We start from the raw sequence: 21,117 nt of genomic DNA, 5'->3' as shown, positions 1-21,117 counted from the left end.
CAGAGCATGACCATCATTTCTCGCTCGCTGGTTGATCCCGACTTCGACGACGAACGTGAGAGCCAGGAAAGTGCCGCGCGACAACGCGTCAACGAACGCACCATGCCCCGCGGTACGAACGAGGTGGCGCTGTCGGTCGATGGTGGTGTCGTGGCGGCGAATACGGCCGACCGCATCGCCCGACGGATCGATCGCCTCGCGCGGTACTACGTGGATGGCGACACCGCGCGTGTCGACCCGCAGCGTCGTCCCGACCTGAGGGCTGCCATGGGCAGGCTCCGCGACCTCACCGATGAGAGTGGGGATGTCGGCCGGATCGTCGAGGCGATCATCAACACCTGCGACTTCATCGGTGTGCGCTACCTCGACGCCGGGGTACTCGCGGCGCGATCGGTGGGTCGCGTGGTGATCTCCGGCGGCCGAGGCTTCGGGACGGGGTTCCTGGTCACCCCACAGCTGATGCTCACCAACCATCACGTCCTGCCGAGTATCGACGTGGCGCGACAGAGCGCAGTGGAATTCGACTACCAGGACGACGTCAACGGCCGACCCTTGACACCGCAGCGTTTCGATTTCGACGCCGATCGGCTCTACCTCGCCGATCGCGATCTCGATTTCGCGTTGGTTGCACTGCGGGCGACTCCACAACAGGTGCACAGATTCGGTTTCAACCCCCTCACCGACATGCAGGGCACTGTGGTGATCGGCGAGTTCGTCACCATCGTCCAGCATCCGCGCGGAGACAAGAAGGCCATCGCACTCCGGGAGAACCGCCTCGTCGACGTCCTCGATCGCTACCTCCACTATGCGGCCGACACCGAACGCGGGTCCTCGGGATCACCGGTCTTCAACGACCAATGGGAGGTCGTCGCCCTACACCACGCGAGCGTTCGGGCGCCCGATCGACCCGACACCGGCGGTGTATTGAACGAAGGCGTCCGGATCAGCCAGATCATCGGATGGCTTCGGGCACAGCATTACTCGACCGCCCAACAAGACCTGGTCGCACCGATCATCGGTCAATCGGCCAGCAACACCGGATCAGTACCCGCCGATCCGGTACGAAACACCGAAGCCGCGTCGTCCGCCGTGACCACCATGATCGGGCCGTTCCGGGTGACGGTCACGATCGACGGCTCAGCACCACCCATCCAGAAAGACAGGTAGAGATCATGATTTCCGACGACACCACCAACACCGACCCCGCCGAAACCACCGGTCGTCAGATCATCACGTTCACCGAGGACAGCACTCACGACCAGCGCGTCGAGGCATTGCAGCAGGTAGCGGGAATCAACACGGTGGCGTCGAGCGACGGCCTCGGCCCCGAATCGGTCGGTGTCGACGACATCGAATCGGCGGACGCCACAATTCTGGAGCGGCTCGGCGTCGCCGTCGCGGACGTCAGTGGCGTACAGCTGGAATCGCTCGGCGACGTCGCCGACGTCAGCCCGGTCATCATCGCAATCGAACCGGAACACGTCGTGCACGCGCTCGCCGCTCCGCTTGCCGTCGAGACCCACCTGCGGGACGGCCGGTCGAGCACCTGGGGGCTGCAGGCCACCCGCGCCACCACGTCCCAGTTCGACGGCACCGGCGTGAACGTCGCCGTTCTGGACACCGGGTTCGATCTCAACCACCCTGATTTCGCTGGCCGCACGATCACCACGAAGTCATTCATCACCGGGCAAAACGTCCAGGATGGCAACGGACACGGAACCCATTGCGTCGGCACATCGTGCGGTCCGAAGAGACCCGGACAGGGTCCGCGCTACGGGGTGGCCGCCGGGGCGAACATCTTCGTGGGCAAGGTTCTCAGCAATCAGGGATCGGGTTCGGATACAGGCATTCTCGCCGGCATCGAATGGGCACTGGCGAACCGCTGCGCGGTCATCTCGATGTCGTTGGGCGCCAACAATCCGCAACCGGTCCGCGCCTACGAGGAGGTCGGTCGGCGGGCCCTGGCCGCCGGATCGCTGATCATCGCGGCGGCGGGCAACAACGCAGCCCGCCCGGGCAATCCGGGATTCGTGGGCAGCCCCGCCAACTCACCATCGATACTCGCGGTGGCGGCACTGGCCTCCGATCTGCGGATCGCCTCGTTCTCGGCCCGTGCGACCACGGTCGAGGGCGGGGCGATCGACATCGCAGCCCCCGGAGTCGACGTGTACTCGAGTTGGCCGTTGCCCGACCGCTACAACACGATCAGTGGCACCTCCATGGCCACTCCGCACGTCGCCGGTATCGCCGCGCTGATCGCGCAGAGCACCGGAAAGCGAGGGCAAGAGTTGTGGAAAGCCCTCATCAACGGCACCGAGGGGCTGATGCTGCCGAAGGAGGATGTCGGATCGGGACTCGCCGTCGCTCCGTGACAGGCAGCGACGCGGCTGCCCATCTGCTGATCGCGCGGGCGTCGTCCCGGCTTGAACAGCCCGGTGGATGAATCGATCCTTCACCGGTAAATACCTGGTGGCGAAGGGAACTCGAGTCCCCGATCGACAACGGCGGGCTCGGGGCTCCCCTCGCCATCACGCTCCGGTGAGCGCTACGAGTGGAGGGTGCGACCCTCCCAGTACGGCTTTCGCAGCTCACGCTTGAGGATCTTGCCCGTCGAGTTACGCGGCAGGGCGGAGAGGAATTCCACCGACTTCGGGGTCTTGTAGCCCGCGAGACGTTCCCGACAGTACGCGATGAGCTCGACGTCTGTCGTCGAGGCGTCGTCGGCGAGGACCACGACCGCCTTGACCGTCTCGCCCCACTTCTCGTCGGGTACCCCGATCACGGCGACATCGGCGACCGCGGGATTCTCGATGATCACCCGTTCGACCTCTGCGGGGTAGATGTTCTCGCCGCCCGAGATGATCATGTCCTTGACGCGGTCGGAGATGTACAGGTAGCCGTCGTCGTCAAGCAGCCCGGCGTCACCGGTGCGCAACCAGTCGTCCCCCACCAGGGTCTTCGACGTCGCCTCTGGATTGCCCCAGTAGCCCAGCATGTGTTGTTTGGACTGCACCCAGAACTCGCCGATGCTGCCCGGCGCCAACGCGTTACCGTCCCGATCGACGACAGTGACGGTCACCCCGGGCAACGGGCGTCCGGCCGACACCAGCCGTTCAGGGTGCGCGAGGTCGCGGTGGTCCTCGGGACCGAGCACGCTGAAGACGCCGGACATCTCCGTCATGCCGTACACCTGATAGAAGTCGGCGTCGGGCCACGTTTCCAGACACGCCCGCATCGTCGGCAATGGCATCGGCGATCCGCCGTAGCCGAGGCAGCGCACGGCCGAGTAGTCGCGGTCGGCGACCCGGGGCTCCTCGAGGAAGAAGCCAAAGACGGCCGGCACGAAAAACGCATGTGTGACCTTGCGTTCGACGATCTCATCGAGCACCGCGCTCGGGTCGACATCGCGGACCACAATGGTCTGTGCGCCGACCGAGATCCCCGCAAGCGACCACGATGAGCCGCCCACGTGAAATAGCGGCATGGCAACCATGTTCACCGACGAGGGCGTGAAGCCGAAGCCCACGGCCGCCGCGGCGTTGTGCGCACCGAGACTCCGATGAGTCAGCATCGCACCCTTCGGGTGCCCGGTCGTTCCCGAGGTGTAGAGCTGCAGAAAACTGGCGTCTGGGTCGAAGCGGACGGGCTCGAAATCGGCGTCGCTCGCCCCGGCAATCCACTTCTCGTAGTCGTCGTCGACACCGCCGGTCACGATCACCCGTTCCACGGTCGGCAACTCGTCGCGCAGGCCGGCGATCAGATCGGCGAACTCCGACCCGACGATCACGATCCTCGCCCGCGCATCGTTGACGATGTAGGCGACCTCGTCGGGCGAGAGTCGAAAGTTGATGACGGCGTTGGCCGCACCCGTCAGCGATGCCGCCAACGTCGTCTCCAGACACGCGAGATTGTTCTTGTCCAAGAATGCGATTCGATCACCGGTCCGGATGCCGTCGGCCACCTGCGCGGCGGCGTTCGCGCGGATACGTGTGCGGAACTGGGCCCAGGTGTAGTCCGTTGTCCCATAGCTGACCGCGTGTTCATCGGGTTTGCTCTGCACCCAACGATCGATGTGGTTCCCGATGGGCACCACGGTATCGGCATCGGCGTTGGCGTCGTTGGCGATGGTCATGTCACGTTCTCCTGCTCGGAACCGAATCGTGGATGCGGCGCGGAGATGACCGACGGCTTCTCGGCGCCCGCAGTGACGCTAACCGTACGAGCGGTCAGTACGCAAGGTTCGTACGAATGCCTCCGCCTCGGTGGTCCTGTTCGCGCGTTCATCTGGGGTAGTCCAACCCTGGGCTGTTGACACCCGCACCAGCCGAGGGCGGGGCGCATTGGATCACATCCGCTTGCCTAACCGTACGTGCGGTCAGTATCGTGGCCGTCGTGATGCAGCACACCACCAAAGGTCGCAGCGGGATGGACCCTCGAGGGCGCACGCTGGCGGCGTGGCTTGACCTCGTCGGATGGCCGAACATCGTCACCCGGACGCCGGAGCAGGCGCGCATCGACTATCAGATACTCGTTGCCACCACGACTCGGAGAACCATCGGAGGATGGTCGCGATCCACGATCGCGTCGAGCCCCGAGGGCCATGAGGTACCCGTGCGGGTGTATTGGCCGCGCCGCCGTCGTATCGGTGCCCCGATCGTCGTGTGGATGCACGGCGGAGGGTTTGTGATCGGCGATCTGTTCACGGCCGACGCCACGTGCCGCAAGCTGGCCAACTATTCTTCTGCGGTCGTCGTGTCGGTCGACTACCGGCGCTCACCCGAAGTACCCATCACGCAATCCCACGAGGACGCGCGCACGGCCATCGCCTGGGCATACCGACATGCGGCCCAGCTCGGGGCGGACCGACGGCGATTGATCGTGGCGGGCGACTCGGCCGGCGGAAACATGGCCGCTGCGGCGTGCTGCCACTTCCGAGACCATGCGGGTGCCGGCATCGCGGGACAAATCCTGATCTATCCGGCGACCGACCTCACGCTCGCGCACATGGATCACACGGCTGCCTCCGGATTCTTCGACGGTGCCGCAATCGAGTGGTTCGGCCTCCATTCGCTGACGGGTATCGAACGGACCGATCCGACGATCTCGCCGTTGTTCGCCGACTCGCACGCAGGGTTGCCGCCCGCACATATCGTCCTCGGCGGTGCAGATCCGTTCTGTCCGGATGGGCGCGCATACGCCCGGGCTCTCGAAGCGGCCGGGAATCAGGTTCTGTGTGAGGAGTTTCCGCGTCAGATGCACGGCTTCGTCGACATGGACGGGATCTTCCCGTCGGGCCACTCGGCACTGAAGAGCATCGCTGAGACGGTGGCGGGCGTTTCTCCCGTGCCAGGTGGAGTACCAACAGTTCCCGATCACCCGATCCGGTGGTATTCCCTTGCTGCGGAGACAGAACGGCGACTGGACGAGAGTTGGCTCCGCACCCCGATGGCGAATACCGCGCGGATCCTGTCCACACTCGCGGCAGAGCGCTGGCGCGGTCCGCGGATTTCGCCCGTCCGCGCACTGACGCGGTCGACGCAGTCGAAGAAGCATCGGCTCGCGCTCGACGAGACCAGCACCGGTCACACCACCGACGCCACGGCCGTCACCAACGACTGACGGCCAAGCCATCCACCACCCACCGATCGATCCGGTGGACCGAAATCGATCTCCCCAGAAAGGACTTCCGATGAAGCTCACCCTCGGATGGATCGTGGACCCCACACAGGTCTACTTCACACTCGAGCGCCGGGTGTCACCACCCCTCGAGGACATCGTGCGCACCGACGCGTTCCTCGACGCGCTGACCGCATGGACCTCGATCCAGCGCCTCGCCAAAGGCGCAATCCGACAAGGCCAGACAGCGATCGCCGGGTCCCTCGGTCTACCCACCGGCCGACAGATCGCCAGATTGACCCGAGCGATCGAGCAGTCGGGGCACATGCCGAGGCAGGCGCAGCACGACTCGGTGATCGCGACGGCAGCGGAGGTGCGGTCATGAAAATCGCCGGTGTGAACACTCCCGAGGCCGTCGGCGGCCGGGTCGATCGAACACGTCTGCGTGCGGTGAACGGGCTCCGACTGCTCGCCGGGTTGGACCGTCCGGGAGTCGGGTGCACGTCGAGCACGGTCGTCTGGTCGGATGGGCGCGCATCGATGAAACGGTATCGGGCCGGAGTGGACAACGGATCACCGCTCCTGCTGGTACCAAGCCTGGTCAACCGCAGCTACATCTGGGATCTGCGTCCGGGCGACAGCGTCGTGGAGCACCTCCTGGCGGAGGGTTATGACGTGTACCTGCTCGACTGGGGCACCCCGGACGCGCGGGATGCGTCGGCCACGATGAGTCGCTACGTCGACGATTACATGCAGCAGGCCTTCGACCGGGTCGTCGAGCTGTCCGGACAGGATCCGGTGGTCGTCGGGCACTGTTTCGGTGGACTCATCGCGTTGTTGTGGGCGGCCTCCAAACCGCCACGGCAACCCCGCGCCCTCATCACGCTCGCGGCTCCGACCAATTGGGCCGAGATGGGCCCGTTGTCCTGGCTGACCCAGCAGGGACGTATCGAGCCCGAGGACATCCTGGACGAAACCGGTAACGTGCCGCCGGCGGCGATGCTGCGCGCATTCCAGATGCTGCGCCCGCTCGGTGACCTCACCGGATATGTCACCCTGATCGACAGGCTTCATGACCGTCAGGCGACACAGGCGATCTGGGCCCTCACCCACTGGGCGCACGACCATGTCCCGTTCCCGGGTGCGGTCTTCGTCGAGATGATCCGCGTGCTCAACCGCGACAACAGCCTCGTCTCCGGCAAGGTGATGATGGGCGGCACGGTGCGGTCGTTGGACTCCATCACGGCACCATTCCTCAACATCTACGGCACCACCGACCACGTGACGCCACCGACCTCTGTGGCCCCGTTGACCGGACTGGTGGGCGACGGGACGGGTGCGGAGCGCGTCCTGAGGGCTGGACATGTCGGGCTGCTGGTCGGTGGATCGGCACGCAAGAGGACGGTGCCCGCCATCGTCGGGTATCTGAACGAGATCGGTGCGTTGTCGTCGACCGGCTCAGGACACGGCTACTGACAGTGGTCCTGTGGTAGCTCCCCGGGAGGAATTCCCCTCGGACGGTCATCGCGGGACCACTTTCAGCAGGTGGCCTCCGCAGATCCGCCTCGTAGCATTGCGGGGGTGACATCCGCGCCCCGAGTACCGCTCAGTGCCTGGCGATTCGTTGCCGTCTTCGGTGTGGTCAGTCTGCTGGCCGACGTCGTGTACGAGGGCGCCCGGTCCATCACCGGGCCACTGCTCGCGTCGCTGGGGGCGACGGGCCTGGTGGTCGGTGTCGTCACCGGTGTGGGGGAGGCCGCCGCACTGGGTCTGCGACTGGTGTCGGGACCCTTGGCCGACCGTACCCGCAGATTCTGGGCCTGGACCCTGGCCGGCTACGCCATCACGGTCATCTCCGTTCCGTTGCTGGGCATCGCCGGCACCCTCTGGGTGGCCGGCGGCCTCGTCATCACCGAGCGCATCGGCAAAGCCGTGCGCAGCCCGGCCAAGGACACCCTGCTCTCGCACGCCACCCATGTCACCGGCCGGGGCCGGGGTTTCGCAGTCCACGAAGCGCTGGACCAGATCGGCGCGGTCCTCGGACCGCTGGTCGTCGCCGTGATGCTGGCACTCACCGGCGACGACTACGGCCCAACCCTGGGGATCCTGGCCCTTCCCGGTGTCGCGACGCTCGCCCTGCTGGTGTGGCTTCGCCTCCGGGTTCCCGAGCCCGCACTGTACGAACCGGCCGCGCCCGACGAGCCCGGACCGACCCATCCCACCCGCCGAACGATCCCGGGGTGGCACCCCTCCCTGCCGCGCCGGTTCTGGATCTACCTCGGGTTCACCGCGACCACGATGATCGGCTTCACCACCTTCGGCCTGCTGTCGTTTCACATGGTCGAGCAGAACATCGTGCCCACGCCCGCAGTGCCGCTCATCTACACCGCCGCCATGGCCGCCGACGCGGTGGCCGCCCTGGCGACCGGGTGGGCGTACGACCGGTACGGAGCCAGAACGCTCGCCGCGCTGCCTTTGCTCGCGGCGCTGACGCCGGTGTTGGCATTCACCGACGCGACTCTTCTGGTGATCGCAGGCACTCTGCTGTGGGGCGCTGCGGTCGGGATCCAGGAGTCCACGCTGCGCGCCGTCGTCGCAGATCTCGTCACCCCACCCCGACGAGCCACCGCGTACGGCATCTTCGCCGCCGGCCTCGGCGCAGCCACCGCGCTCGGCGGCGTCCTCACCGGCTGGCTCTACGACGTGTCCATTCCGGCTCTGATGGTGACCGTCGCGGTCGTCCAACTCGTCGCCGTCGCGGTCGGTGTGGCAATCGTCCGGCGGTGATGACGCGGACCTCCCCAATGTCCGGGCAGTCTGCGCCTGCCCAACGGATATCCCGCTTGATTGGGCAGTGGCACATTCCCCACGGGCGGGTGGACCGTTAGTGTCAGATATATCTGACCAAATGTCGTCGACCACGAGGAGAAGTACGAGATGACGACCACTGCACCCGATGTCGCCGAGACCATCGAGGTCCGCAATCCTGCTGACGGAGGCGTGGTCGGACAGGTTCCGAACGACTCGCAGGAGACGGTCGTGGCGAAGGTCAAGGCTCTCCGAGAGGCACAACCGGCGTGGGAGGCCCTGGGCCCCAAGGAGCGGAGGCGTTGGTTCCTCCGACTGCAGGAGTGGGTCCTCGACAATTCCCAGCACATCACCGATGTGCTGCAGTCGGAGACCGGTAAGTCGCGCGTGGACGCCAGCTTCGAGCCGGTGGTGTCCGCGGACCTGCTCAACTACTGGTCGAAGAATGCCGCCAAATTCCTGGCCGACAAGCACCCGCACCCGCACGGACCCCTCGGCCTGGCCAAGAACCTGGAGATCACCTACCGGCCGTATCCCGTGGTCGGCGTCATCACACCGTGGAATTTCCCCTTCCTGAACGGCGTGTTCGACGCCATCCCCGCCCTTGCCGCCGGAGCGTCGGTGCTGCTCAAACCGTCCGAGGTGACGCCGCTGTCCGCCGTCGAGTTCGTCCGCGGATGGAAGGAGATCGGCGCGCCGCCGGTCCTGGAGATCAGCACCGGTTACGGCGCGACCGGCGCCGCGCTGGTCGACACGGTCGACTACGTCCAGTTCACCGGGTCCACCCCGACCGGGCGGATCATCGCGCAGCAGTGCGCCGCACGACTGGTTCCTTACAGCCTCGAACTGGGCGGCAAGGACCCGGCCATCGTGCTCGCCGACGCCGACCTCGACCGTGCAGCCAACGGCATCGCCTGGGGAGGGTTCTTCAACGCCGGTCAGGTGTGCATCTCCATCGAGCGGGTCTATGTCGAAGAGTCGGTGTACGACGAGTTCCTGACGAAGCTCACCAAGAACGTCGACGAGTTACGCATGGGTCAGGATGACCGCAGCTACCGCTACGACGTCGGCGCGCTCGCGACCGTGACACAACGCGACATCGTGCAGCGCCACGTGGAGGAGGCCGTCGCCGGTGGCGCCCGGATCGTGACCGGTGGCGCTCCGACGGGCGTCGGCACCTTCTTCGCCCCGACCGTCCTGGCCGATGTCGAGCAATCCATGTCGTGCATTCAGGAGGAGACCTTCGGACCGACCCTCCCGGTCGTCAAGGTGCGCGACGAGCAGGAAGCCATTGCGCTGGCGAATGACTCACGCTACGGACTGTCCGCTTCGGTATGGACCCGTGACAAGCAACGTGGGCAACGGATCGCGCGCCAACTCGAGGCCGGGGCGGTGAACATCAACGACGCCTTCTCCAATACCTTCAACTTCGCGCTGCCGATGGGCGGCTGGAAGGAATCGGGCATCGGTGCTCGCTGGGGCGGGCCGAACGGAATCCTCAAGTACTGCCGCCAGCAAGCCATCACCACTCCACGCATCCCTGTTCAGAGCAAAGAACTGATCTGGTACCCGTATGTGCCGGCGAAGGTGAAGACTGCCCTGGCGCTCATGCGGGCCGGTGCGGCGAAGGGCCGCCGTCGGCTGGGTCTGTAGCACCATCGACACCGCCGCACGGCCCGGGCGATCACAGGTCGACGGCCCGGGCCCGCAGCTGCGGCGGTCCGTCGATCGGGATGTGCTGGGTGTCGGGGCGGGCATGGGTGGCCGCGGCGCTCTCCGCGCAGATATGGACACCGGCGCCGTCACTCCGCGGTGAGCCGATAGCGGGTTCCGACGACGCTCGGACCGTATCCCCCCGGCGCGAATGCATCGGCGAGCGCCGCCTTGGCCCGCCAGCCGGTGCAATGGCCGGGCGCGACGATCCGGGGCCGGATCCGATCGTGCAGGTCACCAACGGTGGCCTCGATGCGCTGCTCCATCGATCGGCCGGCCAGGTGGTAGCCGCCGAGCACCACGTCGACGGGCAGGTCACCCACAAGGTCCGTCGCGTGGAGACAGGCGTTGACGACCCCAGCGTGCGAGCATGCGGACAAGACCGTGACACCGCGGCCGCGGACGTGCGCGGCCAGCAACCGCTCGTCGAGGATCAACGGGTCGGGCTCACAGACCTCACCGCGGATCGAGTGGTGCCCGTCGAGGCCGGTCTCGTAGTCGGTGAGCCGAGGGATCTCACCACTGGCCGCCAGCAGTCCGACGACCGCGTGTGCCTCGCCATGCGTCTCGACCACCCCGCCGGCCACCTCGATCTCCGCGACGGTGGGCTCGGGCGGGAGCAGCGCGAGCGCCCCCGACGGCGTCAGCACGCCGCGCTGGTCGGGCCGGTCGGGGTGGAGGTCGACGACCGGCGGCACAAGACCCGCGGTCTGACGGGCGGCGGCGACGGCCGCGATGACGGCGGGCAGTCCGGCGCTGTGGTCGGCGTGCCAGTGCGATAGGAAGATCGTCTCGATCGTCGAGAGGTCGAGCCCGAGCCGTTCGGCGTTCTCGAGCCACACCTGTCCGTAAGGGCCGACGTCGAACAAGACCGTGCGTGTCTCGTCGCCGCGGCAGGCGGTGACGAGCACCGACAATCCATGGCAGGCCACGCACAGCCGGTCGAACACACAGATGCCGGGGTGTCCGTCGAACTCCCGCCCCGGTGGGGTGCGGCCGAGCAGTGACGCCGTTTCCGGGAGTTGCGGGACGCCCGGGTCCACGCTCGACAACGTGTCGGTCTCGTTGTCGACGACGACGGTCAGAGTGAGCTCGTCGAGTATGGCCACGTCGGTGGGTTCCATAGCTCCCATTGTGGCCCGGCGGGCGCATCAGATGCCGAACGGCGCCGCGTAGCGGACGGTGCCACCGGGGAGGGGCCGATCGGTCAGGCTCGTCGCCATCAGAGCGTCGTCGGGCACGTCGATGGTGAGCCGGATGCCGTACTGACTTGCCCGGCGGAAGCCGAAGCGGGGGTAATACCCGGGATGGCCGAGGACGACGACGAATGATTCACCGGCCGCCTTCGCGGCCGTCAGCACCGCGCGGATCGCAGCCGACCCCGCACCCCTGCGCTGATACTCGGGGAGTACCGAACACGGTGCGAGGCACAGCGCGGGAGTGTCGTCGAGGTGGCAGCGGGTCAGCAGGGCATAGCCGACGGCAACCCCGTCGGCCGTGGCGCTAATGATCGACAGTCCGTCGATCCAGGCGGGGTCCGCGCGCAATGCGTCAACGAGGTCTGCCTCGGCCGCGGTGTCGAACGCGGCCAGGTTGATCCGACGGATGTCACCGATATCGGAGGGGGTTTCGGGGCGGGTCTGCCAGATCTGCTGGGCGGGCATCGTCATTCTGATCACCTGGGAAGCGCGAGTGTAGGGGCGTTGTCGCTCGTCACGACCTACGCCTATCGTCGCACCATGTGCGTGCCGACCGTCCTGTCCGACGTCGATGACCTGCTCGAGGCCCGTCGGGACCGAGTCGTCATCGGTGTGACCGGTCCACCGGGCGCGGGGAAGTCGACGATCGCCCGCGCCGTCGTCGAGCACCATCGTCGGGCCCACGACGAGGACGCCGTCGGATATCTGCCGATGGACGGCTTCCATCTGTCGAACGCCGTGCTGGCCCGCCTCGGACGAGCCGACCGCAAGGGAGCGCCGGACACCTTCGATGTCGAGGGTTACGTCGCGCTGCTGACGAGGGCGACGCGAGCCGATCATGACGTCTATGCACCCGATTTCGATCACACCGCGGGCGAACCGATCGCCGCGAGCCTGCTGCTTCCGGCGACCGCTCGACTGATCGTCACCGAGGGCAACTACCTCGGCCTCGAGGACACGAGGTGGACGGGTGTGTTCGGACTACTCGACCGTCTCTACTACATCGACGCCCCGACCGAGGTCCGTCGTGAGCGGCTACTGCGGCGCCACACCGCAGCCGGCAAGTCTGCGGCGGCCGCGCAGGCGTGGGTCGACGACGTCGACGAGCCGAACGCTCGACTGGTCGCGACCGCACGTCACCGTGCACACCTGGTCCTCGACGGCACGAGCAGGTGGCGATGACGAGGCATCGAGGTGACGATGATCGGACAGCTCAGACCTGGTCGAACGACCACGATCAGGCGCTGGAGACCGCACGCTCCTGCGTGGCGGTGATCCGCCGCCTCAATTGGTCGATCTCCGGCAGCGCCTGGCGGTAGTAGGGCTTGGGGAAGGACAACGCGTTCGAGATGGATGTCGACCCGTAGGACACGACCTTGTCATCCCGATGCAGCTTCAGCCATTGGTCGCGGTCGCTGCATTCCGGGTGGTCGGGTGTGAGCACCTCGATGTCGCCGCTGAGCGCACCACAGTTGTACTCGATTCCGGTGATCTCTGGATACGGGATGGTCGTTTCGCGAACGCCCTCCGCCTCGTCTGCTGGATGACCCTTCTTGAGCAGGACGACGCGGTCGTCGAAGGCCACGAGTTGACCCGCACGCCCGCTGTTGAGGACGAGCCACGGCGTTTCGCCTGCCGCCGAGTGCTCATGAATGGTCGTCCACTGCGCAGCGGTCATCGGCTCGCCGAACACCTGAACACCGTCCTGCGCGGCTTCCCACTGGGACTCGGCCCGTCGTCTCTGCTCTTCCAAATCCCGTAACTGCATGATTCCCTCCCTGGCTGCCGGATCAACGCCCTCCCGCTGCAGATATTCGAGAAAGTAGGCGATGAACTCGGTTTCGGTTTTGTCGAACGCTCCGAAGGTCACCAGTCCGCTGGGCGTACGAACCGACATGGTCGGTACGAGCCGCACCGGTGCGAGGTCGAAACCCACGATCTCGTCGGCCGGTACCGCGAAGACAACGCACATGCCATCCGACGACGCGGAATCGGTGTTGAATCCGACGACACGCGCGTTGGTGAATGCGACACCTTCGGTGGCAGGTTTGAGGTGACAGGCGGATGCGAATCCGCGAATGACCTCGCCGTCGGCGAGGTGCGGGGCGAGGCGTTGCTTCCAGTGGGCTGCCTTCAAGGCGCTTACCTGCGGACTCAACTTCGCCATAACTTCATGGTCACTCCCAGGTCACTTCTCTGCAACTCGAAGTGACCAGCGGCATATCGACCGGGAACCCAAGTTGTGTATGGCAATTGACGGCCGATGACCGCGATGTCTCCGCGTCCAAGCGAGGGAGGAGGCGAATTCTGCATCACCGCACGATGTTCCAGAGATCGCGAGACACGACGATCGACGGCACCAGGGCCGCCGCGTCCGCGCGCCACTCGGTCATTTGGCCAATCGACCTCGGTGGCGGGACTTGACGGTCTTACAACGTAAGGCTAGATTGAGGTCGTGCAAAACTTACACCGTAAGACACCGCCCACATTTCGATCGGAGGATCCGATGACCGCCTCATCACCCGCTGTTCTCACGCCACCGCGCTCGGCCGCCCGTTGGGCCGGCTTGGGCTACCTCGCCATCTTCGTGCTGGCAGTGTTCGCAAACTTCTTCGCCATCGGAGCCGTGTACGACCCCGACGACGCGTCAGCGACGCTGGACGGGGTCGCCACGTCGGCCGGCCTGCTCCGGATGGGTATCCTGGCGTTCCTGGCGGTGTTCCTCATCGATGTCCTGATCGCGTGGGCCCTCTACGTTCTGTTTCGCCCGGTCCGGCGGGATCTCGCGCTACTGACCGCCTGGTCACGCCTGGTGCATACGGTGTTCCTGGGAGTCGGCCTGGTCTTCGCATTCGGAGCCCTCGTGCTCGTCGAACAGGACGCGCCGGGGCAGGCGTCGGCTGGCGACGTCCAGCTCGCGATGCGTTTGTTCGACATGACGTGGCTGATCGGACTCGCGGCCTTCGGGGTGCACCTGATCCTGTTGGCACGCCTCCTGTGGACCTCGGCGGGCGGACCTCGGTGGATCGCCGCGGTGCTGACCGTCGCCGGTGCCGCGTACATCGTCGACACCATCGCGCATATCGCGCTGGCCGACTATGCGTCCTATGCCGACATCTTCCTGCCGGTCGTCGCCGTGCCATCGGTGGTGGGCGAGTTGGCTCTCACGGTCTGGCTGTTGGCCGTCGCCCGCGGACGACGCCCGGTGCCGACCGCCGGTCGCGGCGAGTCACCGGCCAAGGCGCAGATCACTGATTTCGCGGACTGCGCTCACTAGAATGCCGAACGTGAAGGACGCCATCTGGGAACTCACCGCGGCCGACGGTTCGGTCATCGTCCACACGGGCGTGACCGGCCGTGCGGCGCGCACCGGACATCGACTCACGATCGAGATGCAGCGATGGTCGGCGTCGGTGACCTGGCGTGACGGCGAGCCCACGGGACTGAAGGCGACGATTCCGGTCGATTCGCTGCAGGTGCGATCCGGCGAAGGGGGACTGACCCCGTTCACCGGCGTCGAGAAATCGGTGGCGCGCGCCAACGCATTGAAGACGCTGCGCGCCGACCGGTTCAGCGATATCACCTTCGAAGCGAGCTCGATCGAGAAGTCGGTCGACGGTTACCACGTCGACGGCACACTCACGATCCACGGGCAGAGTAGATCGCATGGACTCGATCTGACCGTCGACGACCGCGGCGATCGGTGGGCGATCACGACGGACACCGGCATCACCCAGAGCGATTTCGGGATCAAGCCCTATTCGCAGATGATGGGCGCGCTCAAGGTCGCCGACGACGTGCGCGTGGCCGTCGACGTCACCCACACCAAGAGTGACTGACCGGGTCCGGCATCGTCACGCTGCGCCGGAATCGACCTCTTCTTCGGGATAGCCGGCCATCATGAGTGACGAGACCGCCGTCAGGACCTCGGTCCACGCCGCACTCATCTCGGCGGTCCAGGCATCTCCGCCGGTCGACGACGCGGCGGCGCGGGATGTGTCGCCTATCCGACTCAGGCCAGAACCCGTACCAGGAAATCCACCTCGTCGGCGAGCACCTTTGCCTGCCATGCGCCGGCGTACACGTCGAAGTGGTCGACCGGGTACTCCAGTACGGTCGTCGGGCCACCTGCACGCCGCGCCGCCTTCCGTGCCGCACCGGGCGAAGCCACCTGATCCTGGCTGCCGATCTGAACGAGCATGGGGCACCGGATCTTCGACGCCTGGGTGGTCGGCCGGTTGAATGCGACCTCGAGCGACGTCCGGGCGCACACGTCGTTGCGCCATGTCGGTCCGCCGATAGCCTCGTAGGATTCCAGGGCACCGGGGGTGGCGATGATCGCCACCGAACCGGGTTTCGCAGCGAGTGGGATGCGGTGCGGCGCCGAACCGGTCATCGTCGAGAACGCATCGCGCAGGCCATGCGCCACCAGTTTCAGCGGCGCGACGGGTCCTGCGTAGCGGGCGATCTCCGCAACAGCCGCCACACCGTCGGGTGCCGGCACCAGGGAGACCACCGCCGCGATCCGCGGGTCGTCCGCCGCGACCGCCATGACGTGACCGCCCGAGTACGAGGTACCCCAGACCGCGATGCGCTCGGGGTCGACGCCCCGCATCCGCCGGGCCGCATCAATGGCGGCACGGTAGTCCTGGCGCTGCATCTGGTAGGACACGACCTGACGGGGAGTGCCCTCGGACGCGCCGAAGGTGCGGTAGTCGAAGACGAAGGAGTCGATTCCCGCGGCAGCGAATCCTTCGGCGAAGTCCATCAATGCGGTGTCGCGAGTGCCTCCGAACCCGTGCGCGATGACGACACATGGTCGCAATCCATCGTGTGACAGGTCATCCGAGGTGGCACGCACATGCCAGGCGGCGCAGCGCATACCGTGGCTGGTGAACGTGACGTCGTCGGTGCACGGAGCAGTCATCACACGAGCACCTCGGCCTCGACCGTGGTCGACTCGAACCTCAGCGCAGGGTCCTCGACCGGACCGTGTGCGAGACGCTCGACGTCGTCCTCGTAGGCCATCTTGACCGTCCACGGTCCTGTCGTTCCCGCCTTCGGGAAAGCGTCGATGCCGCGTTGGACGTAGCCGGAGCTGAGGTCGAGCAGGGGAGTGCGTTCCATTGCCGAGTCGCTCAGGACCGGCGTGACGATCGTCTGACCATTCTCATCCATGTGGTCGAGAAGCCTGACCATATGGGCGCAGACGAGGTCGACCTTCAGCGTCCAGGCGATGTTGGTGTACCCCATGGCGAAGACGAAGTTGGGCACCCCGCTGAGCATCATGGCCTTGTAGACGACGGTGTCGGCGATGTCGACCGATTCGCCGTCGACGCTCAGGTCGATACCGCCGAGGGGCAACAGGTCCAGCCCGGTCGCGGTGACGATGATGTCGGCGTCGAGGTGCTGGCCTGACGTCAAGGCGATGCCGGTCTCGGTGAAGGTGTCGATGTGGTCGGTCACCACGGATGCCCTGCCCGACGAGATCGCGGTGAACATATCCCCGTTGGGAACCATGCACAGACGCTGATCCCACGGGTCGTAGCTCGGATTGAAGTGGGTGTCGACGTCGTAGCCCTTCGGCAGCCGTCGCTTGACGTCGGCCATCAGCAGCTTGCGGACGAGCCTCGGTGCTCGCTTGCTCGCCTTGAAGATGCCGCGGTTGAGGGCGACGTTCTTGCGCCGAATGATCCGGTAGGCCCGATCCGGGCCGATCACCTTGTTGAGTGAGTTCGCGATCGCGTCCTCGCCGGGGAGCGACAGCACGTAACTCGGCGATCGCTGCAGCATCGTCACATGGGCGGCGTTGTCGGCCATCGCGGGAATCAGCGTGACGGCGGTGGCACCGCTACCGATGACCACGACCTTCTTGCCGGTGTAGTCGAGGTCATCGGGCCACTGTTGGGGGTGGACGATCCGGCCGGTGAACCTGTCGCGTCCCCGAAACTCGGGCGTGTATCCGGCCGCGTAATTGTAGTAGCCGGTACCGGAGTAGACGAATCGGGCTGTGTAGGTGGAGGATTCGCCGGTTTCGGCATCGGTGGTGCGGATCGTCCAGCGGCCGGTCCGCGTGTCGAAGTCGGCGCCGTCGACCTTCGTGTTGTAGCGGATGTGGGTGCGGATGCCGTTTTCGTCGACGGCCTCGTCCAGGTAGTCGAGAATGACGTGCGCGTCGGCGATCGACTGCCGATGGGTCCACGGTTTGAAGCCGAAGCCGAACGAGGGCATGTCCGAGTCGGACCGGATGCCCGGGTACTTGAACAGGTCCCAGGTCCCACCGAGGCCTGAGCGACCCTCGAGGATCGCGAACGAGGTCGACGGGCGCCGGGTCTTGAGGTGGTAGGCGGCACCGATCCCCGAGATGCCGGCGCCGATGATGACGACGTCGAAGTCGGTGTCGGTTGTGCGTGTGTTGGGGGCCATGCCGCAACTCCTTTGTGATGCATATCGACGCGATCGATTGATCGTGATGGCACTCACGATATTCGGGCGCTTGGGGCGCAGACGATGGCATTTCCTCCACAATATTGTTCGCGGCATGTCGACATGCACATACGATTGGCCCTGTGAGCGAAGCAGAGACCCAGCTGATCGCCGATCTCACCGCGCGAATGCTGGGCGAACTCGATGACCTCGTCGACGCCATGAACGATGCCGAGGCCCAGATCGTCCCGCCCCTCGTCGCCGATCGCGCGATCGCCGAGGAGATGTCGGCGAGCAACCGCGCCAACGTCGAAGTCGTGCTGAAGCACGTGCGCGACGACCCGCTCGGCGTGGGGCCCGCAGAACCACCGCCGGAGGCCTTCGATGTCGTTCGCACCGTGGTGCGACGGGGACTCGAAATGGACGTGGTGTTCGAGGCGTACCGGCGCGGTCAGACGGTCGTGTGGCAGCGATTCATGGAACTCGCACCCACTGTCGCGCCACCAGGACCCGAGCTGGTCGCGGTCATCGGCCGATTCGCCGAGGTGATGTTCAGCTACATCGACGTGGTCCTGATCGCGCTGGTTGCCGAGGCGCAACGACTCCGCGAGGAGATGCTCGGCGGCGCGCTCGCGCGGCGGACGGAGACGGTGCGGCTGATCCTCGACGGCGCACCGATCGACGAACGGGTGGCGAGTGGTCGCCTGGGCTATGAGCTGTCGCGCCGGCACACGGCGCTGGTGATGTGGCTCGACGGTTCGGCCGGCGACGACGGCGCACTGGAGTCCATCGCCACCTCGATGGCGCAGGCCACCGGTGCACGTCCGCCACTGACCATCGTCGCCGGAGTGCGGACGATGTGGGCGTGGATCGCGAGCGAGGGACAACCGTCGATGGCTGCGCTCGCGCGCGCGATGCGGCGAGCGCCCGCCACCATGCGTGTCGCGGTCGGCCCCACCCTCACCGGACTCGCCGGATTCCGCGCATCCCATGCCGATGCGCTCGTCGTCGAACGGATCATCGGTGACAACACAGGCGGTGAGCGGCTCGTCTCCTTCGCCGACGTCGCGCCGATCGTGCCCATCGCCCGGGACGAACAGGAAGCCGCACGATTCGTCGCCGACACTCTCGGGGCCCTCGCCGCCGACGATGAACGTGGCGAGCGGCTGCGTGCCACCCTGCGGGTGTTCCTCTCGGAGGCGGACAACGCGTCGCTGGCGGCGCAGCGGCTCCACACTCACCGCAACACGGTCCTGCAGCGTGTCGGCAAGGCAACCGAGTTGCTGGGTCACCCGCTGGGCGACCGCCGATTGGCGGTGATGACGGCTCTCGAGATCGCCCATCTGCTCGGGCCGAAGGTACTGATCGGGCGGCGGGGCGGCCGGTGACACGGGCGACGCATGTGCCGGTCGTCGTGGCGAAATGACGACCCCGTGCCCAACACAACTCATCTCCGCCGGAAAGCCGCGAGATGCGGCGTTGCGGGGCGGGAAGTCCGTCACGGAGTCGCAGCACCGCCGCCGGATTAGGTCGTCGAGTTCCGTTGTGCCGGAGGCATAATGTTCGAAATGTCCCTTTTTCAAGTCCCTTTGAGTCCCCGAGAACCCAGCACTCAGGTGACAGCAACGGAATTGATATGTGCCTGAGTGTCCAGACGAAACAGAATTGGTAAGCACGGATCACGCCAAAGTTCAATCAACACAGGCTGACCCGCAGGTTTTGCTATGGATGTCGCGATAAGCAAAGGAGCTGGCAATGACCGTGACTGAAGACAGACTCAATGCATTCATTGGCAAGGCGGTCGGCGATCTCGGCACGTCGGCGAGTGCGGTGCTGATGTTGATCGGCGATGAGCTCGGCCTGTACAAGACACTAGCCGGGAACCGCTGGTCAGCCCAGGATTTGGCGACCAAGACCGGAACGAACGAACGTTACATCCGCGAGTGGCTGGCGAATCAGGCTGCCGGTGGCTACATCGAATACGACAAGTCCAATGACGAGTACTACATGAACGAGGAACAGACGCTCTGCCTCGCCGACCCGAACGGTCCTGTCGATCTGCCCGGTGCCTACGAGGTCGTCCAAGATCTCTTCCACGTATATCAGCGTGCGGTGGAGAATTTCCGGCCGGTGAGGGGATGGAATGGGGCGAGCACCACAATTGCCTGTTCGACGGCACCGAGCGATTCTTCAGGGGCGGGTACAACGCGAACCTGGTTTCTTCGTGGCTCCCGCACTCGACGGTGTGATCGACAAGCTCACCGTCGGCGGTCGTGTGGCCGACGTCGGCTGTGGACACGGTGCCAGCACCGTCCTCATGGCACAGGCATTCCCGCACTCTCAGTTCGTCGGCATCGATTATCACGGCCCGTCGATCGAAACTGCGCGCGAGCGGGCGGCGAAAGCAGGTGTCAGCAATGCGAGTTTCGAGGTTGCCGAGGCTACGTCCTACGGCGGCGGCGATTATGACCTCATCGCGTTTTTCGACTGCTTGCACGATATGGCGGATCCATCCGGTGCAGCTCGACATGCAAGAGCTGCACTGAAACCCGATGGCCGCTGCATGCTCGTCGAACCGTTCGCGGGTGACCAGACCACCGAAAATCTGAATCCGGTGGGCCGACTCTGGTACGCGGCATCAACGATGATCTGTGTTCCCGTGTCATTGGCGCGGGGTGGGCCGGCGCTGGGCGCGCAGGCTGGGGAGCAGGCGTTGAGGAAAGTGATGGTCGACGACGGTGGTTTCACCACCTTCCGGCGCGCGACAGAGACTCCGTTCAACCTGATTTTCGAAGCGCGGCCCTGACAGCTGTCAATGGGATAACGCCGGACGATGCCGACCTCTCGCCTCGCCCCGGGTGAGGATTCGATAGCCATGCCGTGGGGCGCCGCGGGCAACCGCGGCAAACCTCCATCGATTTCGCGCGATGCGCGCGCTGGTCGTCGCTCAATCCCGGTCCATCGTCGATCACCTGGATGATCACCGGTTGCCGTCGGTCACCTCGACCTCGACATGCGTTCCGGGCGAGGTGTGCCATACGGCATTGCCGACCAGGTTCCGGAACGTCTGACGTAGCCGCAGCTCATTTCCGATGACCACGACGTGCTCGGGTGTGGTCACCGTGATCCGATGATCCAGTGGACGATCGCGGCGTCGGTACAGATATCTTCGACGATCGCGGACACATCGACCGGCACCTCATCGAGCGGTTTGACCCGCATCCATCCGTGCCGGCAGGAGCAGTTCGTCGACGAGCATCCGCATGCGCGTCGCCTCCGCGGGGACTCGTTCTGCGGCCAGTTGGGCGCTTGCTCGGGCCGAGGTGTTGACCGGGCGGCGGGCACGCAGTGACCC

The 21,117-nt window shown here is 65.9% G+C and carries 20 protein-coding genes and 1 pseudogene; 13 read left to right on the top strand and 8 right to left on the bottom strand.

Annotated features, from left to right (window positions below):
- Window positions 1-6 precede the first annotated feature (6 nt).
- Entirely contained in the window at window positions 7-1,167 is a 1,161-nt protein-coding gene (locus GORHZ_RS13680; protein WP_006333915.1) for a trypsin-like serine peptidase, read from the top strand.
- A gap of 5 nt (window positions 1,168-1,172) precedes the next feature.
- Window positions 1,173-2,372 (top strand): S8 family serine peptidase, encoded by a 1,200-nt coding sequence (locus GORHZ_RS13675; RefSeq protein ID WP_006333914.1) that lies wholly within the window; start codon window positions 1,173-1,175, stop codon window positions 2,370-2,372.
- Between the two features lie 173 nt (window positions 2,373-2,545).
- Here GORHZ_RS13675 and GORHZ_RS13670 read toward each other — a convergent pair whose 3' ends face one another.
- Window positions 2,546-4,132 carry a long-chain-fatty-acid--CoA ligase gene (locus tag GORHZ_RS13670; RefSeq protein ID WP_006333913.1) on the bottom strand — a complete coding sequence of 529 codons (1,587 nt, stop codon included), beginning with the start codon at window positions 4,130-4,132 and terminating at the stop codon, window positions 2,546-2,548.
- Between the two features lie 263 nt (window positions 4,133-4,395).
- Between GORHZ_RS13670 and GORHZ_RS13665 the strand changes: the two genes are divergently transcribed.
- The 5 genes from GORHZ_RS13665 (at window position 4,396) to GORHZ_RS13645 (ending at window position 10,077) form a co-directional block, all read left to right on the top strand.
- Entirely contained in the window at window positions 4,396-5,619 is a 1,224-nt protein-coding gene (locus tag GORHZ_RS13665) for an alpha/beta hydrolase (protein WP_245551422.1), read from the top strand.
- 70 nt (window positions 5,620-5,689) lie between these two features.
- Window positions 5,690-6,001 carry a hypothetical protein gene (locus GORHZ_RS30875; protein ID WP_006333910.1) on the top strand — a complete coding sequence of 104 codons (312 nt, stop codon included), beginning with the start codon at window positions 5,690-5,692 and terminating at the stop codon, window positions 5,999-6,001.
- Complete coding sequence (locus GORHZ_RS13655) at window positions 5,998-7,092, top strand: alpha/beta fold hydrolase (RefSeq protein ID WP_006333908.1); 1,095 nt, start codon at window positions 5,998-6,000, stop codon at window positions 7,090-7,092. Before GORHZ_RS30875 ends, GORHZ_RS13655 begins: the two co-directional genes overlap by 4 nt.
- 96 nt (window positions 7,093-7,188) lie before the next feature.
- Entirely contained in the window at window positions 7,189-8,403 is a 1,215-nt protein-coding gene (locus tag GORHZ_RS13650) for an MFS transporter (RefSeq protein WP_373279607.1), read from the top strand.
- Window positions 8,404-8,553: 150 nt separating this feature from the next.
- Complete coding sequence (locus GORHZ_RS13645) at window positions 8,554-10,077, top strand: aldehyde dehydrogenase family protein (RefSeq protein ID WP_006333904.1); 1,524 nt, start codon at window positions 8,554-8,556, stop codon at window positions 10,075-10,077.
- 149 nt (window positions 10,078-10,226) lie between these two features.
- Here GORHZ_RS13645 and GORHZ_RS13640 read toward each other — a convergent pair whose 3' ends face one another.
- The gene (locus tag GORHZ_RS13640; RefSeq protein WP_006333901.1) at window positions 10,227-11,261 is read right to left on the bottom strand and encodes an MBL fold metallo-hydrolase; all 1,035 of its coding nucleotides are present in this window, start codon (window positions 11,259-11,261) and stop codon (window positions 10,227-10,229) included.
- A 27-nt stretch (window positions 11,262-11,288) separates the two neighbouring features.
- The gene (locus GORHZ_RS13635) at window positions 11,289-11,801 is read right to left on the bottom strand and encodes a GNAT family N-acetyltransferase (RefSeq protein WP_006333900.1); all 513 of its coding nucleotides are present in this window, start codon (window positions 11,799-11,801) and stop codon (window positions 11,289-11,291) included.
- A 75-nt stretch (window positions 11,802-11,876) separates the two neighbouring features.
- On the opposite strand from GORHZ_RS13635, the gene GORHZ_RS13630 reads away from it, so the two are divergent.
- The gene (locus GORHZ_RS13630) at window positions 11,877-12,518 is read left to right on the top strand and encodes a nucleoside/nucleotide kinase family protein (protein ID WP_040531913.1); all 642 of its coding nucleotides are present in this window, start codon (window positions 11,877-11,879) and stop codon (window positions 12,516-12,518) included.
- Between the two features lie 55 nt (window positions 12,519-12,573).
- On the opposite strand, the gene GORHZ_RS13625 is transcribed toward GORHZ_RS13630, so the two are convergent.
- Complete coding sequence (locus GORHZ_RS13625; protein WP_006333898.1) at window positions 12,574-13,503, bottom strand: hypothetical protein; 930 nt, start codon at window positions 13,501-13,503, stop codon at window positions 12,574-12,576.
- A 339-nt stretch (window positions 13,504-13,842) separates the two neighbouring features.
- Between GORHZ_RS13625 and GORHZ_RS13620 the strand changes: the two genes are divergently transcribed.
- Entirely contained in the window at window positions 13,843-14,613 is a 771-nt protein-coding gene (locus GORHZ_RS13620; protein WP_006333897.1) for a DUF4386 domain-containing protein, read from the top strand.
- 1 nt (window position 14,614) lies between these two features.
- Window positions 14,615-15,175: a YceI family protein gene (locus GORHZ_RS13615; protein ID WP_040531866.1), complete on the top strand. Its 561-nt coding sequence runs from the start codon at window positions 14,615-14,617 to the stop codon at window positions 15,173-15,175.
- 173 nt (window positions 15,176-15,348) lie between these two features.
- Here the strand turns inward: GORHZ_RS13615 and GORHZ_RS13610 are convergent, their stop codons facing one another.
- Both GORHZ_RS13610 and GORHZ_RS13605 read right to left on the bottom strand, forming a co-directional pair.
- Window positions 15,349-16,263 (bottom strand): alpha/beta hydrolase, encoded by a 915-nt coding sequence (locus tag GORHZ_RS13610; RefSeq protein ID WP_006333895.1) that lies wholly within the window; start codon window positions 16,261-16,263, stop codon window positions 15,349-15,351.
- Complete coding sequence (locus tag GORHZ_RS13605) at window positions 16,263-17,762, bottom strand: flavin-containing monooxygenase (RefSeq protein WP_006333894.1); 1,500 nt, start codon at window positions 17,760-17,762, stop codon at window positions 16,263-16,265. Before GORHZ_RS13605 ends, GORHZ_RS13610 begins: the two co-directional genes overlap by 1 nt.
- A 143-nt stretch (window positions 17,763-17,905) precedes the next feature.
- Between GORHZ_RS13605 and GORHZ_RS13600 the strand changes: the two genes are divergently transcribed.
- Complete coding sequence (locus GORHZ_RS13600) at window positions 17,906-19,150, top strand: PucR family transcriptional regulator (RefSeq protein WP_006333893.1); 1,245 nt, start codon at window positions 17,906-17,908, stop codon at window positions 19,148-19,150.
- 367 nt (window positions 19,151-19,517) lie between these two features.
- A pseudogene (locus GORHZ_RS32245) lies at window positions 19,518-19,736 on the top strand (SAM-dependent methyltransferase); the annotation flags it as partial.
- Here GORHZ_RS32245 and GORHZ_RS31625 read toward each other — a convergent pair.
- The gene (locus GORHZ_RS31625; protein WP_245551420.1) at window positions 19,653-19,859 is read right to left on the bottom strand and encodes a hypothetical protein; all 207 of its coding nucleotides are present in this window, start codon (window positions 19,857-19,859) and stop codon (window positions 19,653-19,655) included. The pseudogene GORHZ_RS32245 and the gene GORHZ_RS31625 overlap by 84 nt on opposite strands.
- A 148-nt stretch (window positions 19,860-20,007) precedes the next feature.
- Here GORHZ_RS31625 and GORHZ_RS31620 point away from each other — a divergent pair, with 148 nt between their 5' ends.
- Window positions 20,008-20,568, top strand: coding sequence for a class I SAM-dependent methyltransferase (locus GORHZ_RS31620; protein WP_245551419.1), 561 nt, complete (start codon window positions 20,008-20,010; stop codon window positions 20,566-20,568).
- Window positions 20,569-20,742: 174 nt separating this feature from the next.
- Here GORHZ_RS31620 and GORHZ_RS30870 read toward each other — a convergent pair whose 3' ends face one another.
- Window positions 20,743-20,883, bottom strand: coding sequence for a hypothetical protein (locus GORHZ_RS30870; protein WP_157205174.1), 141 nt, complete (start codon window positions 20,881-20,883; stop codon window positions 20,743-20,745).
- Window positions 20,884-21,117: the final 234 nt, after the last annotated feature.

This window comes from Gordonia rhizosphera NBRC 16068 (assembly GCF_000298195.1).
In the GTDB taxonomy this organism is placed as follows: Bacteria; Actinomycetota; Actinomycetes; order Mycobacteriales; family Mycobacteriaceae; genus Gordonia; species Gordonia rhizosphera.
The sequence above is the reverse complement of the archived record's forward strand: the minus strand, read 5'-3'. Positions and strand labels throughout refer to the sequence as shown.

What these genes read in the sequence shown, in the direction of transcription:
- GORHZ_RS13680 (WP_006333915.1), top strand. Translation starts at nt 7, where the DNA reads ATGACCATCATTTCTCGCTCGCTGGTTGATCCCGACTTCGACGACGAA.
- GORHZ_RS13675 (WP_006333914.1), top strand. Translation starts at nt 1,173, where the DNA reads ATGATTTCCGACGACACCACCAACACCGACCCCGCCGAAACCACCGGT.
- GORHZ_RS13670 (WP_006333913.1), bottom strand. Translation starts at nt 4,132, where the DNA reads ATGACCATCGCCAACGACGCCAACGCCGATGCCGATACCGTGGTGCCC.
- GORHZ_RS13665 (WP_245551422.1), top strand. Translation starts at nt 4,396, where the DNA reads ATGCAGCACACCACCAAAGGTCGCAGCGGGATGGACCCTCGAGGGCGC.
- GORHZ_RS30875 (WP_006333910.1), top strand. Translation starts at nt 5,690, where the DNA reads ATGAAGCTCACCCTCGGATGGATCGTGGACCCCACACAGGTCTACTTC.
- GORHZ_RS13655 (WP_006333908.1), top strand. Translation starts at nt 5,998, where the DNA reads ATGAAAATCGCCGGTGTGAACACTCCCGAGGCCGTCGGCGGCCGGGTC.
- GORHZ_RS13645 (WP_006333904.1), top strand. Translation starts at nt 8,554, where the DNA reads ATGACGACCACTGCACCCGATGTCGCCGAGACCATCGAGGTCCGCAAT.
- GORHZ_RS13640 (WP_006333901.1), bottom strand. Translation starts at nt 11,261, where the DNA reads ATGGAACCCACCGACGTGGCCATACTCGACGAGCTCACTCTGACCGTC.
- GORHZ_RS13635 (WP_006333900.1), bottom strand. Translation starts at nt 11,801, where the DNA reads ATGCCCGCCCAGCAGATCTGGCAGACCCGCCCCGAAACCCCCTCCGAT.
- GORHZ_RS13630 (WP_040531913.1), top strand. Translation starts at nt 11,877, where the DNA reads ATGTGCGTGCCGACCGTCCTGTCCGACGTCGATGACCTGCTCGAGGCC.
- GORHZ_RS13625 (WP_006333898.1), bottom strand. Translation starts at nt 13,503, where the DNA reads ATGGCGAAGTTGAGTCCGCAGGTAAGCGCCTTGAAGGCAGCCCACTGG.
- GORHZ_RS13620 (WP_006333897.1), top strand. Translation starts at nt 13,843, where the DNA reads ATGACCGCCTCATCACCCGCTGTTCTCACGCCACCGCGCTCGGCCGCC.
- GORHZ_RS13615 (WP_040531866.1), top strand. Translation starts at nt 14,615, where the DNA reads ATGCCGAACGTGAAGGACGCCATCTGGGAACTCACCGCGGCCGACGGT.
- GORHZ_RS13610 (WP_006333895.1), bottom strand. Translation starts at nt 16,263, where the DNA reads ATGACTGCTCCGTGCACCGACGACGTCACGTTCACCAGCCACGGTATG.
- GORHZ_RS13605 (WP_006333894.1), bottom strand. Translation starts at nt 17,762, where the DNA reads ATGGCCCCCAACACACGCACAACCGACACCGACTTCGACGTCGTCATC.